The organism is Micromonospora sp. NBRC 110009, from assembly GCF_030518795.1.
GTDB lineage: Bacteria > Actinomycetota > Actinomycetes > Mycobacteriales > Micromonosporaceae > Micromonospora.
This window is the reverse complement of record NZ_CP130427.1, coordinates 1804401-1820076: the sequence shown is the minus strand read 5'-3', so window position 1 is coordinate 1820076 and position 15676 is coordinate 1804401. Positions and strand designations below refer to the sequence as shown.

General features: G+C 73.6%; 15 protein-coding genes. 11 read left to right on the top strand and 4 right to left on the bottom strand.

What is annotated here, in order from left to right; translation table 11 throughout:
* Window positions 1–8: 8 nt before the first annotated feature.
* From sepH to Q2K19_RS08695, 3 genes are all read right to left on the bottom strand, one after another.
* Complete coding sequence (gene sepH, locus Q2K19_RS08705; protein WP_302769283.1) at window positions 9–1088, bottom strand: septation protein SepH; 1080 nt, start codon at window positions 1086–1088, stop codon at window positions 9–11.
* 188 nt (window positions 1089–1276) lie between these two features.
* Window positions 1277–2404 carry a phosphoserine transaminase gene (serC, locus tag Q2K19_RS08700; protein WP_302769281.1) on the bottom strand — a complete coding sequence of 376 codons (1128 nt, stop codon included), beginning with the start codon at window positions 2402–2404 and terminating at the stop codon, window positions 1277–1279.
* 283 nt (window positions 2405–2687) lie between these two features.
* A complete protein-coding gene (locus Q2K19_RS08695) occupies window positions 2688–3794 on the bottom strand; it encodes a citrate synthase 2 (protein WP_302769279.1) in 1107 nt (368 codons plus the stop codon).
* A 276-nt stretch (window positions 3795–4070) separates the two neighbouring features.
* On the opposite strand from Q2K19_RS08695, the gene pdxH reads away from it, so the two are divergent.
* From pdxH to Q2K19_RS08660, 7 genes are all read left to right on the top strand, one after another.
* On the top strand, window positions 4071–4700 hold the full coding sequence (gene pdxH / locus Q2K19_RS08690; RefSeq protein ID WP_302772348.1) for a pyridoxamine 5'-phosphate oxidase: 630 nt from the start codon (window positions 4071–4073) through the stop codon (window positions 4698–4700).
* Window positions 4697–5983 carry an MFS transporter gene (locus tag Q2K19_RS08685; protein ID WP_302769277.1) on the top strand — a complete coding sequence of 429 codons (1287 nt, stop codon included), beginning with the start codon at window positions 4697–4699 and terminating at the stop codon, window positions 5981–5983. Before pdxH ends, Q2K19_RS08685 begins: the two co-directional genes overlap by 4 nt.
* A 78-nt stretch (window positions 5984–6061) precedes the next feature.
* Window positions 6062–6988, top strand: a complete 927-nt coding sequence (locus Q2K19_RS08680; RefSeq protein WP_302769276.1) for an aldose 1-epimerase family protein — start codon at window positions 6062–6064, stop codon at window positions 6986–6988.
* Between the two features lie 2 nt (window positions 6989–6990).
* Window positions 6991–7593 carry a nitroreductase family protein gene (locus tag Q2K19_RS08675; protein WP_302769274.1) on the top strand — a complete coding sequence of 201 codons (603 nt, stop codon included), beginning with the start codon at window positions 6991–6993 and terminating at the stop codon, window positions 7591–7593.
* A 130-nt stretch (window positions 7594–7723) separates the two neighbouring features.
* A complete protein-coding gene (locus tag Q2K19_RS08670; protein WP_091113285.1) occupies window positions 7724–8029 on the top strand; it encodes a type II toxin-antitoxin system VapB family antitoxin in 306 nt (101 codons plus the stop codon).
* A 31-nt stretch (window positions 8030–8060) separates the two neighbouring features.
* Window positions 8061–9221, top strand: coding sequence for an acyl-CoA dehydrogenase family protein (locus Q2K19_RS08665; RefSeq protein WP_302769267.1), 1161 nt, complete (start codon window positions 8061–8063; stop codon window positions 9219–9221).
* A 100-nt stretch (window positions 9222–9321) separates the two neighbouring features.
* Window positions 9322–10086, top strand: a complete 765-nt coding sequence (locus Q2K19_RS08660) for a DUF4230 domain-containing protein (protein ID WP_302769265.1) — start codon at window positions 9322–9324, stop codon at window positions 10084–10086.
* A gap of 7 nt (window positions 10087–10093) precedes the next feature.
* Here Q2K19_RS08660 and Q2K19_RS08655 read toward each other — a convergent pair whose 3' ends face one another.
* Window positions 10094–10291, bottom strand: a complete 198-nt coding sequence (locus Q2K19_RS08655; RefSeq protein WP_302769263.1) for a PspC domain-containing protein — start codon at window positions 10289–10291, stop codon at window positions 10094–10096.
* A gap of 420 nt (window positions 10292–10711) precedes the next feature.
* On the opposite strand from Q2K19_RS08655, the gene Q2K19_RS08650 reads away from it, so the two are divergent.
* The 4 genes from Q2K19_RS08650 (at window position 10712) to Q2K19_RS08635 (ending at window position 15661) form a co-directional block, all read left to right on the top strand.
* On the top strand, window positions 10712–12082 hold the full coding sequence (locus tag Q2K19_RS08650; protein WP_302769261.1) for an L-serine ammonia-lyase: 1371 nt from the start codon (window positions 10712–10714) through the stop codon (window positions 12080–12082).
* 64 nt (window positions 12083–12146) lie between these two features.
* Complete coding sequence (locus tag Q2K19_RS08645; protein ID WP_302769259.1) at window positions 12147–12974, top strand: ABC transporter permease; 828 nt, start codon at window positions 12147–12149, stop codon at window positions 12972–12974.
* Window positions 12975–13715 (top strand): ABC transporter ATP-binding protein, encoded by a 741-nt coding sequence (locus Q2K19_RS08640; RefSeq protein ID WP_302769258.1) that lies wholly within the window; start codon window positions 12975–12977, stop codon window positions 13713–13715.
* A complete protein-coding gene (locus tag Q2K19_RS08635) occupies window positions 13712–15661 on the top strand; it encodes a DUF5941 domain-containing protein (RefSeq protein WP_446839679.1) in 1950 nt (649 codons plus the stop codon). Before Q2K19_RS08640 ends, Q2K19_RS08635 begins: the two co-directional genes overlap by 4 nt.
* Window positions 15662–15676: the final 15 nt, after the last annotated feature.

Below are 15676 nucleotides of genomic sequence, written 5' to 3'. Positions count from 1 at the left end.
CCGTGGGATCAGGACGACTCGCGGGCCGCCGGGCCGCTGCCGAAGAGGACGTCGTCCCAGCTCGGCAGCCGCTTGCGCGGCTTGCCGCCGGCCTCGGTCGACTCGCCGCCGGCCGCCGCCGCGGCACCGGTGCGCCGCGGCCGGAGCACGGCCAGCGACGGCACGGCCGGGATCTCCTTCGGCGCGTCCGAGTCGTCGTCGAACGCCGAACCCTGGCCGCCGCCGAGCAGCGCCGCCGCCCCACCGGTGACGGCCCGCTGCCGGGGCGCGTCCGGGCCGGCGAGCGCAGCCGGGGAGCGGGTCTCCAGACCCCGCCCGGAGGTGCCGCCGAGCGGACGGTCCAGCGAGGCGAGCAGCGCGTCCCGGCCGGCGCGGATCGGGTCCCGCCCCGGACGGGCGTGCTCGGCGGGCGCCGGCAGGCCGTGCCCGCCCCGGCTCGGCTCGCCGCGCGACGGGCCGGGCAGCGCGTGGCCGCCCCGCTCCGGTGCCGGCTCCTGGCCGAGGATCGGCGTGGGCCGCTCGGCGCACAGGTATTGCGCCATGTCGTCGTGTGGGGCGACGTGCTGCCGGGTCTTGTCGAGGTCCCAGACCGCCTGCGCGGTGGCCTTGCCCGACGGCCAGGTGGCGACGATGCGCCAGGCGCCGTCGTCCCGCCGGTAGGCGTCCCAGGAGATCTTCTCGGTGTCGATCCCGTGCTGCGCCAGCCGGCCGTTGACCACCTCGGCCAGCGGGGTCGGCTTCTCCGCGCCCTTGAGCCGGGTCCGCCGGGCGTGCTGGGCGAGCATGGCCCGCTCCTGGAGCACCGGGCCGGCGTAGCGCAGGACCCGGTCGACCGGGACGCCGGCGATCCGGGCCACGTCCTCGGCGGACTCGCCGGAGCGGATCCGGGCCTGGATGTCCCGCGGGGAGAGCGAGGGGGTCGGGTCGGCCGCGCTGGGCACCGCCGCTAGCGGGGCCGCGCCGGGCTCGGCGTGCAGCGCCGTGGCGATGCGTTCGTCGATGGGGAGGGCGAGCAGGCGCCCGACCTCGTCGGCGAGCACCAGAGCCTGGCCGTCCTCGGAGAGGGCGACGAAGCGTACTGGGCGCATGGGCTTGCCTCCGTCCCGCTTCGCTGGCCGTCACGCCACGAGCCGGCCACCCGGGCGTCTCGGACCACCGTACGCCCATCTACCCGAAGGTGGGGGATGCGACACCCGGCATGTCGTGACTGAGCTGCGGTGATGATCACGGTGGGTGGTCGCCGGAGCCCGGACGACCACCCACCGTCACCAGGTGATCAGAGTCGCTCGACCACGTAGTCGATGGACGCGGTGAGCGCCTCCACGTCGGCCGGCTCGACCGCCGGGAAGAGGGCGACGCGCAGCTGGTTGCGGCCCAGCTTCCGGTAGGGCTCGGTGTCCACGATGCCGTTGGCGCGCAGCGCCTTGGCGATCGCCGAGGCGTCCACCCCGTCGGCGAAGTCGATCGTGGCGACCACGTTGGACCGCAGCGCCGGGTCGGCCACGAACGGCGTGGCGAACGCGGAGCGCTCGGCCCAGCCGTACACGATGCCGGCGCTCTCGGCGGTGCGCTTGGCCGCCCAGGCCAGGCCGCCCTGGGAGTTCATCCAGTCGGTCTGCTCGGCGGCCAGGAAGATGGTGGCCAGCGCCGGGGTGTTGTAGGTCTGCTCCAGCCGCGAGTTGTCGATCGCGGTGACCAGGTCGAGGAAGGCCGGGATGTAGCGGCCCGACTCCTTGATCTCGGTGGCCCGGGCGAGCGCGGCCGGCGACATCAGGGCCAGCCAGAGGCCGCCGTCGGAGCCGAAGCACTTCTGCGGAGCGAAGTAGTAGACGTCGGTCTCGCCGACGTTGACGTCCAGGCCGCCGGCGCCGGAGGTGGCGTCGACCAGCAGCAGCGAGCCCTCGTCGGCGCCCGGCACCCGGCTGATCGGCACGGCCACGCCGGTCGAGGTCTCGTTGTGCGGGGTGGCGTAGACGTCCACGCCCGCCTCGGCGACCAGGGTCGGCGCGCTGCCCGGCTCGGACTTGCGGACCGTCGGCTCGCCGAGGAACGGGGCGTCCTTGACCGACTTGGCGAACTTCGCGCCGAACTCGCCGAAGCTGGCGAACTGGGCCCGGTCGCGGACCAGGCCGAAGGCGGCGACCTCCCAGAAGGCGGTGGTGCCGCCGTTGCCGAGGACCACCTCGTAGCCCTCGGGCAGGGAGAAGAAGTCGGCGATGCCGCGGCGCAGCCGGGCCACCTGGTCACGGACCGTCTTCTGCCGGTGCGAGGTGCCCAGGTAGCTGGTGGCGACGTCGGCGAGGGCGGAGACGGCCGCCGGACGGACCTTGGACGGCCCGCAGCCGAAGCGCCCGTCGGCGGGCTTGATGTCGTCGGGAATCCGGATGGTCGGTGCGTCAGCCACGGTTGTCTCGATCCTTCCGCATGGGCGAGGGCGGGCCCTACTGCGGGCGCGGACCGACGGCGGCCGCGCGCGGACGCGCGGGGGAGTCGGGATCCGAGCCCGGTCCGGCGGCACTGCCGGCCTTCATCCTCGCACCCGGGCCGCCCCGCCCGACGGCAGGTCCCACGACCGGGCCTGAGGGATGCGCCACATACGGCGAGGCCCCGGCCGGAGCCGGGGCCTCGCTCGCGCGTTAGCAGGGGGCCCTTCCTATGCCTCAGGCGTTAAGAAGGGGCCCTTCCTTTCAGACGCCGTGCGGGATGGCGTCCCAGCCCTCGACCTCCTGGGGCTTGCGGGGGGCGTGGCCGACGTACCGGGCCGAGGGGCGGACCAGCCGCTGGAGCTTCTTCTGCTCCAGGATGTGGGCGGACCAACCGCCCATCCGGGCACAGGTGAACATCGAGGTGAACATGTGCGCGGGCACCTCGGCGAAGTCCAGCACCACGGCCGACCAGAACTCGACGTTGGTGGCGAGCACCCGGTCCGGGCGGCGGGCCTGCAGCTCGGCCAGGGCGGCCTTCTCCAGCGCCTCGGCGATCTCGAAGCGGGGCGCGCCCAGCTCCTTGGCGGTGCGCCGGAGCACCCGGGCGCGCGGGTCCTCGGCCCGGTAGACCCGGTGGCCGAAGCCCATCAGCCGCTCGCCGCGGTCGAGGACGCCCTTGACGTACCCCTCGGCGTCGCCGCTGCGCTCGACGGCCTCGAGCATGCTGAGCACGCGGGACGGCGCGCCGCCGTGCAGCGGGCCGGAGAGCGCGCCGATGCCGGAGGAGATGCAGGCGGCGGCGTCGGCGCCGGTGGAGGCGACGATCCGGGCGGTGAAGGTGGAGGCGTTCAGGCCGTGCTCGGCGGCCGAGATGAAGTAGGCGTCGACGGCCTTGACGTGCCGCGGGTCGGGCTCACCCCGCCAGCGCTTCATGAAGCGCTCGACGATGGTCTCCGCCTTGTCGATCTCCTTCTGCGGCACGGCCGGCAGGCCGAGGCCGCGGGCGGACTGGGCGACGAAGGAGAGCGCGGTGACCGACACCCGGGCCAGGTCCTCGCGGGCCTGCTCGTCGGAGATGTCGAGGAGCTGGCTGAGCCCCCAGTAGGGGGCGAGCATGGCGACCGCGGACTGCACGTCGACGCGGATGTCGCCGGAGTGCACCGGCACCGGGAACGGCTCGGCCGGCGGCAGGCCCGGGCCGAAGCGGCCGTCGACCAGCAGCGCCCAGACGTTGCCGAAGGAGACCTGGCCGATCAGATCCTCGATGTCCACGCCGCGATAGCGCAGCGCGCCGCCCTCGCGGTCCGGTTCGGCGATCTCGGTCTCGAAGGCTACGACGCCCTCCAGGCCCGGTTTGAAGTCGGACATGTCGTCTCCTGGCTTTGCGGCGGCGGTACGCCCGGCGGGCTCATCCGGCCCCGCGATCCGGGCGACCCTCTCAGGGATGTGGTTCGGAACATCTTGCCTGGTGGGTAACCGACTGCGCGACCCACTGCGACTGTGCGCCACATGACATCCCCGCGGGTGGACAAGCTCACGGCCTCGACAAGACTGGGTGGCGGGGTCTGGCCAGCGTCGGGGGACGCGGCGACCCCGACGAAAGGGACGACGACTGTGACCGGCAACACACCGGCTCCGGCGGGCATGCGTAACGAGTACGCAGCCGACCTGGGCCTTTCCGAATCCGACCTGGCTCCGGGCTGGCACAGCCAGTTCGCCCGCTGGTTCGCCGACGCGGTGGCGTACCCGCTCCCCGAACCGAACGCCATGGTGGTCGGCACCGCCGACGCCGAGGGCCGCCCCAGCGGCCGGACGGTCCTGCTCAAGGGGTACGACCCGGACGGCTTCGTCTTCTACACCAACTACGACTCCCGCAAGGGCACCGAGGCGACCGGCAACCCGTGGGCCAGCCTGGTCTTCCCCTGGTTCCCGATGCAGCGGCAGGTGGTGGTCGCCGGGCGGGTCGAAAAGGTCGACCGGGCCGAGACCGAGGCGTACTTCGCCACCCGGCCGCGCGGCTCCCAGCTCGGCGCCTGGGCCAGCACCCAGTCCCAGGTCGTCCCGGACCGGGCCGCGCTCGACGCGACCTACCGGGCGGCGGCCGAGCGCTTCGCCGCCGTCGACGACATCCCGGCGCCGCCGCACTGGGGCGGGTTCCGGGTCCGTCCCGAGACGGTGGAGTTCTGGCAGGGCCGCGCCAGCCGGCTGCACGACCGGCTCCGCTACCGGCGGACCGAGGGCGGCGCCTGGATCACCGAGCGGCTCGCGCCGTGACGGGGGTGCAGGAGGCCCGGCCGCGCGGGGTGCGCCGCTGGGCGATCGACCTGCGTCCGCTGCGGGTGCCCACCTTCCGCCGGGTGTGGCTCGGCAACAGCGTGGCGATGTTCGGCTTCCAGTTCACCGCGGTGGCCGTACCGGTGGAGATGTTCGACCTGACCGGCGGCTCGTTCTGGGTCGGGCTGCTGGGCGTGGCCGGGTTCCTGCCGCTGCTGATCTTCGGGCTCTGGGGCGGCGCGGTCGCCGACGCCCGGGACCGGCGGCTGGTGCTGCTGGCGGCGGGCGGGCTGCTCTGGGCGGCGACCCTGGGGCTGCTGCTCCAGTCGCTGTTCCGGGTCGGCAGCCCGGTGCTGCTGCTCGCCCTGGTGGCGGTGCAGTCGATCGCGTTCGCCATCACCTCGCCGGCCCGCAGCGCGATCCTGCCGCGGCTGGTGCCGGACGACCTGGTCCCGGCGGCCAGCACGCTGAACTTCACCACGTTCACCGCGACCTCGGTCTTCGGGCCGCTCACGGCCGGCCTGATCTTCGCCACCTGGCGGACCGACGTCGGGCTGCCGATCGCGTACGCGGTGGACGCGCTGCTCTTCACCGTCTCGCTCTGGGCCACCCTGCGGCTGCCGGCCATGCCGCCGGAGCCCGACCCGGACAGCGACGGCACCCCGCGCCGGGCGGGGCTCGCCAGCATCGTGGACGGGTTCCGCTACCTGGCCACCACGCCGGTGCTGCTGCTGTCCTTCGCCATCGACCTGATCGCGATGATCCTGGCCATGCCCCGGGCGCTCTTCCCGGAGGTGGCGCACGAGCGGCTCGGCGGCGGCGGCGCGGTCGGCTGGCTCTACAGCGCGATCGCCATCGGGGCGATGCTGGGCGGCCTCACCTCCGGGTGGATCGGTCGGCTGCGCCGGCAGGGGGTCGTGCTGGTGCTGGCCGTGGTGGGCTGGGGTGTGTCGATCGCCCTGGCCGGGCTGGCCCGCCAGCTCTGGCTGGTGGTGCTGCTGCTGGCGGTGGCCGGGGCGGCCGACCTGGTCAGCTCGGTGCTGCGCCAGTCGATGCTGCTGATCTACGCGCCGGACCGGATGCGCGGCCGGCTCCAGGGCGTGAACACCGTCGTGGTCGCCGGTGGGCCGCGCCTGGGTGACCTGCGGGCCGGGGCGCTGGCCGCCGGCTTCGGCACGAGTGTCGCCTGGGTCGGCGGCGGGCTCGCCGCCGCGGTCCTCGCGATGCTGCTCGTGGTGGTCTTCCCGGCGCTGCTCCGCTACCGCGCCGCCACCCGCTCCTGAACCGCTGTTAGGAGGGGCCCCTGCTCTACCGCAGGCGTTAACAAGGGGCCCTTCCTTGCGTCGACTAAGGTCGCGGGCATGGAGAATGCCGGGAGCCCGTCGCCGTCGGGGACTCAGTGGACCATCGCCGCCGACGGTCACGAGGCGGTCGTCGTCGAGGTCGGCGGTGGGCTGCGAACCTACCGGCAGGACGGGGTCGACCACCTCGACGGGTACGAGGCGGACGAGCTCTGCCCCGGCTCGGCCGGCCACGTGCTCGCCCCCTGGCCCAACCGGATCCGGGACGGCGCCTACACCTTCGGCGAGCGGACGTTGCAGCTCGACCTGAGCGAGCCGGCCCGGCACAACGCCATCCACGGCCTGGTCAACTGGGTCGCCTGGGAGCTGATCGAGCAGGCGCCGGACGCCGTGACCGTCGGCTACGACCTGCCGCCGAGCCCGGGCTACCCGTGGGCGCTGCGGCTGCGTACCCGCTGGAGCGTCGGGGCGGACGGGCTGCGCGCCGAGCACGAGGTGACCAACCGGTCCGGCGAGCCGGCGCCGTTCGGCTTCTCGGTCCACCCCTACCTGCGCCTGCCGAAGGCCGGGGTGGCGGAGGTGTCGCTGCGGGTGCCGGGGCGGACCCGGGTGCTGCTGGACAACCGGCTGCTGCCGGTGGCCGCGACCGAGGTGGCCGGCACCGAGTACGACTTCACCGAGCCGCGCCCGATCGGCGAGGCGGTGCTGGACGTGGCCTTCGGCGACCTGGTGCGGGACGCCGACGGCGGCTCGACGGTGACCCTGACCGGCCCGGACGACTCGGCGCTGCAGGTCTGGGCGGACCGCGCATTCGGCTGGTGGCAGGTCTTCACCGGGGACACCCTGACCGGAGAGCGGCGGCGCCGGTCGGTGGCGGTGGAGCCGATGACCTGCCCGGCGGACGCGTTCCGGTCCGGCAAGGACCTGATCAGCCTGGCGCCCGGCGAGACCTGGCGGGGTGCCTGGGGCATCCGACCCGGAGCCTGAGCGTGGAGTTCGCCGAGGTCGTCCGGCGCCGCCGGATGGTACGCAACTACGACCCGGACCGGCCGGTCCCGCCCGAGGTGGTGGACCGGCTGCTGGACCACGCGATCCGGGCGCCCTCGGCGGGCTTCGCCCAGGGCTGGGGCTTCCTGGTGCTGGAGGAGCCGGCGGACCGGGAGCGGTTCTGGGCGGCGGCCGCCCCGGGCGGCGGCGGCCGGGAACGCTGGCTGGCCGGGATGCGCCGGGCGCCGCTGATCGTGGTGCCGCACGCCAACCGCACCGCCTATCTGGACCGGTACGCCGAGGCGGACAAGGGCTGGGCGGACCGGTCGACCGAGCGTTGGCCGGTGCCGTACTGGTATGTGGACACCGGCTTCGCCGCCCTGCTGATGCTGCTCACCGCGGTGGACGAGGGGCTGGGCGCCTGCTTCTTCGGCATCCCCCCACAGCGGCTGGACGCGTACCGGGCGGCGTTCGGGGTGCCGGAGGAGTACCAGCCGATCGGCGCGGTGACGGTCGGCTACCGGGCGCCTGACCACCGGTCATCGTCGCTGCGGCGGGGACGGCGGCCGGTCGAGCAGGTGGTCCGGCGGGGCCGCTGGAATTGAGGGGATTTCGCCGCCCACCGGCCGGGTATCGGCGGTGGTGAAACCGACATGAGGGAGTAAAACGCGGGGTGGCGGGTGCCGCTAGGCTGGCACCGACATCATCAGCCGGGCCTGGGGAGGGGAGCGTGCCGTGATCTTCAGAGCGGTCCGGGACGGGCGTCCCTACCCGGAGCACAACCTCACGCTCAAGCAGTGGGCGGAGATCCCGCCGCGCCCGCTGCGGCTGGACCAGCTCATCACCACCAAGCGCGAACTGGCGCTGGACAAGCTCCTCGCCGAGGACTCGACCTTCTACGGCGACCTCTTTCCGCACGTGGTGCAGTGGAACGGCGGCCTCTACCTGGAGGACGGCCTGCACCGGGCGCTGCGCGCGGCGCTCCAGCAGCGCAACCAGATCCACGCCCGGGTGCTGGTGTTGAGCCCGCAGGGCGAGTGACCTCCTCCTGAGTCTTCGTTAAGGTGGCCGCATGAGCCCTCTCGACCTGCTGGACATCGACGCGTCGCTGAGCGAGGAGGAGCGGCAGATCCGCGCCGTCGTGCGCCAGCTCGTCGCCGACCGGGTACGCCCGCACGTCGCCGGCTGGTACGAGGACGGCCAGGTGCCGGCCCGCGAGCTGGCCCGCGAGTTCGGCAAGCTCGGCCTGCTCGGCATGCACCTCACCGGCTACGGCTGCGCCGGCGCGTCGGCCGTCGCGTACGGGCTGGCCTGCCTGGAGCTGGAGGCCGGCGACTCCGGCGTCCGCTCGCTGGTCTCCGTGCAGGGCTCGCTGGCCATGTACGCCATCTGGCGCTACGGCAGCGAGGAGCAGAAGCAGCGCTGGCTGCCCGCCATGGCGGCCGGCGAGGCGATCGGCTGCTTCGGGCTGACCGAACCGGACCACGGCTCCGACCCGGCCTCGATGGCCACCCGGGCCCGCCGCGACGGCGACGACTGGATCCTCAACGGCAGCAAGCTGTGGATCACCAACGCCCCGATCGCCGACGTCGGGGTGATCTGGGCGCGCACCGACGAGGGGGTACGCGGCTTCGCCGTACCCATGGACACGCCCGGGGTGACGGCGCGCGAGATCAGGCACAAGATGTCCCTGCGCGCCTCGCTGACCGGGGAGATCGCCCTCGACGACGTCCGGCTCCCGGCGGACGTCCGGCTGCCCGAGGCGATCGGGCTGAAGGCGCCGCTGAGCTGCCTGACCGAGGCCCGGCACGGCATCGTCTGGGGGGCGCTCGGCGCGGCCCGGGACTGCCTGGAGACCGCCCTGTCGTACGCGACCACCCGGACCCAGTTCGGCCGGCCGCTGGCCGGCTTCCAGCTCACCCAGGCCAAGCTCGCCGACATGGCCGTCGAGTGGAACAAGGGCCTGCTGCTCGCGCTACACCTGGGCCGGCTCGCCGACGCCGGGAAGCTGCGGCCGGAGCAGGTCAGCGTCGGCAAGCTGAACAACGTGCGGGAGGCCCTGGCGATCGCCCGGCAGTGCCGGACCATCCTCGGCGCCAACGGCGTCTCGGGGGAGTACCCGGTGATGCGGCACGCCAACAACCTGGAGAGCGTGCTGACCTACGAGGGCACTTCGGAGATCCACCAGCTGGTCATCGGGCAGCGGCTGACCGGGCTTTCGGCGTTCGCCTGACCTGCGGATTCATCCGTCCGGGTCGCTCGCCGAGCGGCTGTCGCACCGGGGCCTTACCGTCATGTTCAGGCGCTTTTGTCTGACGAGGACGGTGAGGGCGATGGCCCGCGACGGTGACATCAACCAGCCCAGCAGGGAGTTCCCGGAGTACCCGACCGGCGACGACCTGCGGGCCCGGTCGGGCGTCACACCCGAGACCACGCCGGGTGCCCCGACGCCCTCCGGCGGCCCGGTCCGCGGCCTGCTCGGGGTGCTCGGCGCGGCCGCACTGGCCGTGGTGGTGCTGCTGGGTGTGCAGGCGACCGGGATCCTGCCGGACTTCCGCAACCCGTTCGCCAAGGAGCAGACCGACCGCAGCCAGCCGCCGCTGCTCAAGTCGATCCGGGACCTCAGCCGCTACGTCGCCGCCGAGGGCGACTTCCAGGTGGTCGTCGACCTGCAGAACGACCGGCGGAACGTGCCGGAGTTCCTGCTCAACGAGCGGACGCTCTTCGTCGGGGCGGGCAGCGTCGAGGCGTACGTCGACTTCTCCAAGATCGGCGACGGGGCGATCGTCGAGTCGGCTGACAAGAAGTCGGTGGAGATCAAGCTGCCCGCGCCGCAGCTCGGCGAGACCAACCTCGACCTGGAGAAGAGCTACGTCTTCGCCGAGCAGCGCGGCCTGATCAACCGGCTCAACGACCTGGTGGCCGGCAACCCCAACCGGCAGCAGCAGGTCTACCAGCTGGCCGAGGACCGGATCACCGCCGCGGCCCGAGACAGCGGGCTGACCGCCCGGGCCGAGGAGAACACCCGCAAGATGCTGGAGGGCCTGCTCCGCTCCCTCGGCTACACGAAGGTCACCGTCACCTACACCGCTTCCTGACCCCCGGTCAGTAGCGGACGCGGTCCTCGTTGGGCATCAGCACCCAGAGGATCAGGTAGACGATCACCTGGGTGCCGGGCAGCAGCAGCGACAGCAGGAACAGCAGCCGGACCATGCCGGCCGACATGCCGAACCGCTGCGCCAGGCCGGCGCAGACGCCGGCGAACATGCGCCCCTGTCGGGGCCGGACCAGTTTGCGACTCATCGTCGTACTCCCACTCTGCGGCGATCCGCCGCGCTGACTTCCAGGCTAGAAACGGGTGCGCGGCGCGCCCTCGGCCCCGAGGAGGATCGGCGACCCGGGCACCCGTAGGTGCTTACCCCGGCCGGCCCGCCCCGACGCGCGACCGGTCCGTGGTCGCCGGCCGGGGCACGGCATGGTCGGCGCGCCGGCAAGTGGTCCGCGCCCCGCTCGGACCGGCCTGGGCAGGACACGGGCGGTGACGGCGGGGAGACGGGGGAGGGCGGAGAGTGGGAATGCGCCGGGTGCGGGACGGGTACTGACCTGGGCGGGTAGGCTCGCCGGTCGGGCACCCACACCCCCGGGGCCCGCGCCGTCCCGGTCCCGGGGCGGCACACCGGTCCGGGCCCGCACAACGGGCACGACGGCGAGGAAAGTGCAGCCATGATCAGCGTTTTCGACCTCTTCAGCGTCGGCATCGGGCCGTCCAGCTCGCACACCGTCGGGCCGATGCGGGCCGCCCGGACCTTCGTGGCCGGGCTGAAGGCCGACGGGCTGCTCGCCGACACGGCCAGGGTGCAGGCCGAGCTCTTCGGCTCGCTGGGCGCCACCGGGCACGGCCACGGCAGCGATCGCGCGGTGCTGCTCGGGCTGGAGGGGGAGGTCCCGGAGACCGTCGACACCGACTCGGTCGGCCCGCGGGTGGCGCGGATCCGGGGCGAGCGGCGGCTCAGCCTGCTCGGCACCCAGGAGATCGACTTCGACCCGGACCGGGACCTCGTGCTGCACCGGCGGCGGTCGCTGCCGTACCACCCGAACGGGATGACCTTCGCGGCGTACGACGGGACCGGGCAGCAGGTCAGGGCCCGCACCTACTACTCGGTCGGCGGCGGGTTCGTGGTCGATGAGGCGGCGGCCGGGGCGGACCGGATCAAGCCGGACACCACCCGGGTGCGCCACCCGTTCCTCACCGGCGCGGAGCTGCTCGCCGTGACCAGCGGCAACGGGCTGTCGATCAGCGAGGTGATGCTCGCCAACGAGCTCTCCTGGCGCAGCGAGGCGGACGTCCGGGCCGGGCTGCTGGAGATCTGGCGGGTGATGCGGGAGTGCGTCGAGCGCGGCTGCGAGCGGGACGGCGTCCTCCCGGGCGGGTTGAAGGTGCGCCGCCGGGCGGCCGAGCTGCGCCGGAGCCTGGAGGCGGAGGCCGACGCCAGCGACCCGCTGCGCGCGATGGACTGGGTCACCCTCTTCGCCCTCGCGGTGAACGAGGAGAACGCGGCCGGCGGGCGGGTGGTCACCGCCCCGACCAACGGCGCCGCCGGGATCATCCCGGCCGTGCTGCACTACTACAGCCGGTTCGTGCCCGGCGCCTCCGACGAGGGCGTGGTCCGCTTCCTGCTCGCGGCCGGCGCTATCGGGGTGCTGTTCAAGGAGAACGCCTCGATCTCCGGGGCCGAGGTCGGCTGCCAGGGCGAGGTCGGCTCGGCCTGCTCGATGGCCGCGGCCGGGCTGGCCGAGGCGCTGGGTGGCACCCCGGCGCAGGTCGAGAACGCCGCCGAGATCGGCATGGAGCACAACCTGGGGCTCACCTGCGACCCGGTCGGCGGCCTGGTGCAGATCCCCTGCATCGAGCGGAACGCCGTGGCCAGCATCAAGGCGATCACCGCCGCCCGGCTGGCGCTGCGCGGCGACGGGGTGCACGCGGTCTCGCTGGACAAGGTCATCAAGACCATGCGGGAGACCGGCGCCGACATGAAGGTGAAGTACAAGGAGACGGCCCGGGGCGGCCTCGCGGTCAACGTGATCGAGTGCTGAACCCGAAGGGGTGACCCGGCGGGTACCGGCGTCGGCACCGGGTGGCGGGGGTGAGGATGGGGCGGTGACGACAGGAGTCGCCGCGCTCTGGTCGGCCCGCCACTCGCTGCGCATCCTGGTCAAGCGGGACCTCGCGGTGAAGTACCAGCAGTCCGTGCTCGGCTACCTCTGGTCGCTCATCGAGCCGCTCGGGATGGGACTGATCTACTGGTTCGTCTTCGGCGTGCTCTACTCCGGCGCCACCCGCCGGCACCTGGGCGATGCGGCCGGGTCGTACCCGCTCTTCCTGATCACCGGGATCTTCGCCTGGATGTGGGCGAGCTCGGCGCTGAGTGAGGCGACCAACGCGCTCACCGGCCAGGCCCGGCTGATCACCACGATGAACGTGCCCCGCCAGGTCTTCCCGATCGGCCGGGTCACCGGCCGGTTCGCCGAGTACGCCGCCGGCCTGCCCATCCTGATCGGCATCGCGGTGATCTACGGGGCGCACGGGAAGATCCACCCGGGCTGGACGCTGCTCGCCCTGCCGCTGGCCGTGGCGGTGCAGTTCGTCCTGCTGGCGGGGATCGCGCTGCTGCTCTCGGCGCTGAACGTGCTGATGCGGGACATCGAGCGGTTCATGCGGCTGATCATCCGGGTGCTCTTCTACGCCACCCCGATCATCTACCCGCTGGCCCTGGTCCGGGATTCCGGCATGCCGACCTGGGTCAAGGTCGGGTACGAGCTGAACCCGCTGGTCGGCATCTTCCAGCTGCACCACTCGATCTGGTACCCGGACGAGTTCCCCGACGCCCGGCTGCTCACCGTCACCGTGACGGGCAGCCTGCTGGTGCTGGCGGTCGGCTGGTGGGCGTTCCGCCGGCTGGAACCGGCCGTGCTCAAGGAACTCTGAATGGCGGCGATCATCGAGGCGGAGGGGCTCGGCATCCGGTTCGTCCGGAACCGGCGTCGCCAGCTCCGGCTGCGTGAGCTGCTGATCCACCGCAGCGCGCGCACCGCCGCCGGCCAGTTCTGGCCGCTGCGGGACGTGTCGTTCCGGATCGAGGCGGGCGAGACGGTCGGGGTGGTCGGGCGCAACGGCACCGGCAAGAGCACCCTGCTGCGGCTGATCGCCGGGGTGCTGATCCCGGACGAGGGCCGGATCCGGGTCCGCGGCGACGTGGCGCCGCTGCTGGAACTCTCCGCCGGCTTCTCCAACGACCTGACCGGCCGGGAGAACCTCTACCTGGTCGGCGGCCTGCACGGGCTCTCCTCGGGCTACCTGCGGCGGCACTTCGACGAGATCGTCTCGTTCGCCGGGGAGCAGATCGAGCGGTCCATCGACACCTCGGTCCGGCACTACTCGTCGGGGATGAAGGTGCGGCTCGGCTTCGCGGTCATCGCCCACCTGCCCCACCCCATCCTGTTGGTGGACGAGGTGACCGCGGTCGGGGACGCGGAGTTCCGCGCGAAGTGCTATGCGACCATCGAGCGACTTCTCGCGGAAGGGCGCACGCTGGTGCTGGTGTCACACAACGAAAAGGACCTCACCCGGTTCTGCCGTCGGGGGCTCTACCTCGACGCCGGGCGACTGACCGTCGACGGGACCATCGACGAGGCGCTGCGGGCGTACGCCGGCGCCCAGAAGCGGTGACGCTCGCGATCGTGCTCGCCGCCGGGCCGGCGGCGAGCCTGACCACCGACGCGGGGGAGCGCCTGGCCGACCGGCTCGCCGGGCAGTGGCGCCGGGCCGGGGCGGACGACGTGCGGGTGGCCGCCGACCTGACCGAGCTGGCCGGGCTGCTCGCCGACGCCACCGGCCCGGTGCTGGTCAGCGGGGCGGACCTGGTGGCGCACGGGGCCGTACTCAAGCACCTGGCGACCAGCCCGGTGGGGCCGACCGTGGCCCTGGTGCTCACCGACCCGCCCGCCCCCGGGCAGGCGACGGTCCGCGAGGAGCGCGGCCAGGTGGTCGCGGTCGACGAGCCGGCGGGCGCGACCGGGGTGTTCGGCGGCGCGCTGCGGGTCGGCCCGGCCGACCTGCCGGCCCTGGCCGCCGCCTGCGCGGCGGCGGCCTCCGGCGGTGGTCCGGCGCCCGCGGTGGACCGGCTCTTCGCCGCGCTCGCGGCCTGCGGCCCGCTGGTCTTCGCCCACCGGGTACGCCTGCTCGTGGCGCACCGGGTGGCCACGTCGGCGGAGCTGCGGGCGGCCGAGGCGGCGGTGGCCGAGGTCGACGAGGACCGGGCCGAGCTGCGGCTGTCGGTGAAGGAGCGGGACGACTTCTTCACCACGTTCTTCGTCAGCACCTGGTCCCCGTACGTGACGAAGGCGGCCGCCCGGATCGGGCTCGGCCCGACCGCGGTGACCATGATCTCGGTGGCGTTCGCGGTGGCCGCCGCGGTGCTCTTCGGCGCCGGCGGCCGGCTCGCGCTGGTCGCCGGGGCGGTCCTGCTCTACCTGGGCTTCGTGCTGGACTGCGTGGACGGGCAGTTGGCCCGCTACACCCGGCACTTCAGCGCCTGGGGCGGCTGGCTGGACACGATGGCCGACCGGGCCAAGGAGTACCTGGTCTACGCCGGTCTCGGTTACGGCGCCACGCACGCCGGCTTCCGCTACGGCTGGGCGCTGGCGATCGCGGCGATGACCCTGCAGACCGTGCGGCACATGACCGACGCCTGGTACGGGGTGCTGCACGACGAGGCGGCCCGGCGGCCCCGTCCGGCGGCCGGGGACGGGGGCGGCATCGGCGGGAAGCTGAACGCCGCCTCGACGAAGGTGCAGGCGGACACCGGCTCGGTGTCGTACTGGCTGAAGCGGACGGTGGTCTTCCCGATAGGTGAGCGGTGGGCGTTGATCGCGGTGACCGCCGCGCTCTTCGGTCCGCTGGTCGCGCTCTGCGCGGTGCTGGTCTGGGGCACGCTGGCGTTCGCGTACACCGGGGCGCTGCGCACCCTGCGGGCGCGCTGGATGCGCGTGCCGGTGCTGACCACGGTCGACGGGGGCCTGCACCGGGACGACGGGCCGCTGGCCCGGACGCTGCCGGTGGCGCGGCAGCCGTTGGCGCTGGCGGTGATCGGCGCGTTCGGCGCGGCGGCCCTGCTCGTCCTCGCGCTGCGGGTGGTCCACGGGGGCGGGGAGCTGCGCGGCTGGGTGGTGCCGGTCGGGCTGCTGGTGCTGCTGGGCGGCGCGCTCGGGGCGCGGGCGGCGCACGATGGGCCGTTGGACTGGCTGGTCCCGGCCGCGCTGCGGGCCGGGGAGTATCTCTTCGCCATCGCCGTCGGGGTGGCCGGTCGCGCACCCGCCTGGCTGATCTTCGGGTACGTCTTCGTGCTGACCCTGCACCACTACGACCTGACCGCCCGGCTGGAGAAGCGGCAGCCGGCGCCGCCGCTGCACGCCGCCACTCTCGGCTGGGAGGGTCGGTCCCTGTTGCTGGGTATCGCGGCAATAGCCGGAATCGTGAACATCGCTCTGGCTACACTCGGTACGTACCTTCTCGTGGTTTTCGTCGCGAGCGTGGTCCTTGCCTGGGTGGTCCTGCCGGCCCGCGCCCCACGGACGCCGGTCCCGGTGGGTGGAGGTGACCGCTCGCCGGGCTGACGGAGGGCCGACCGG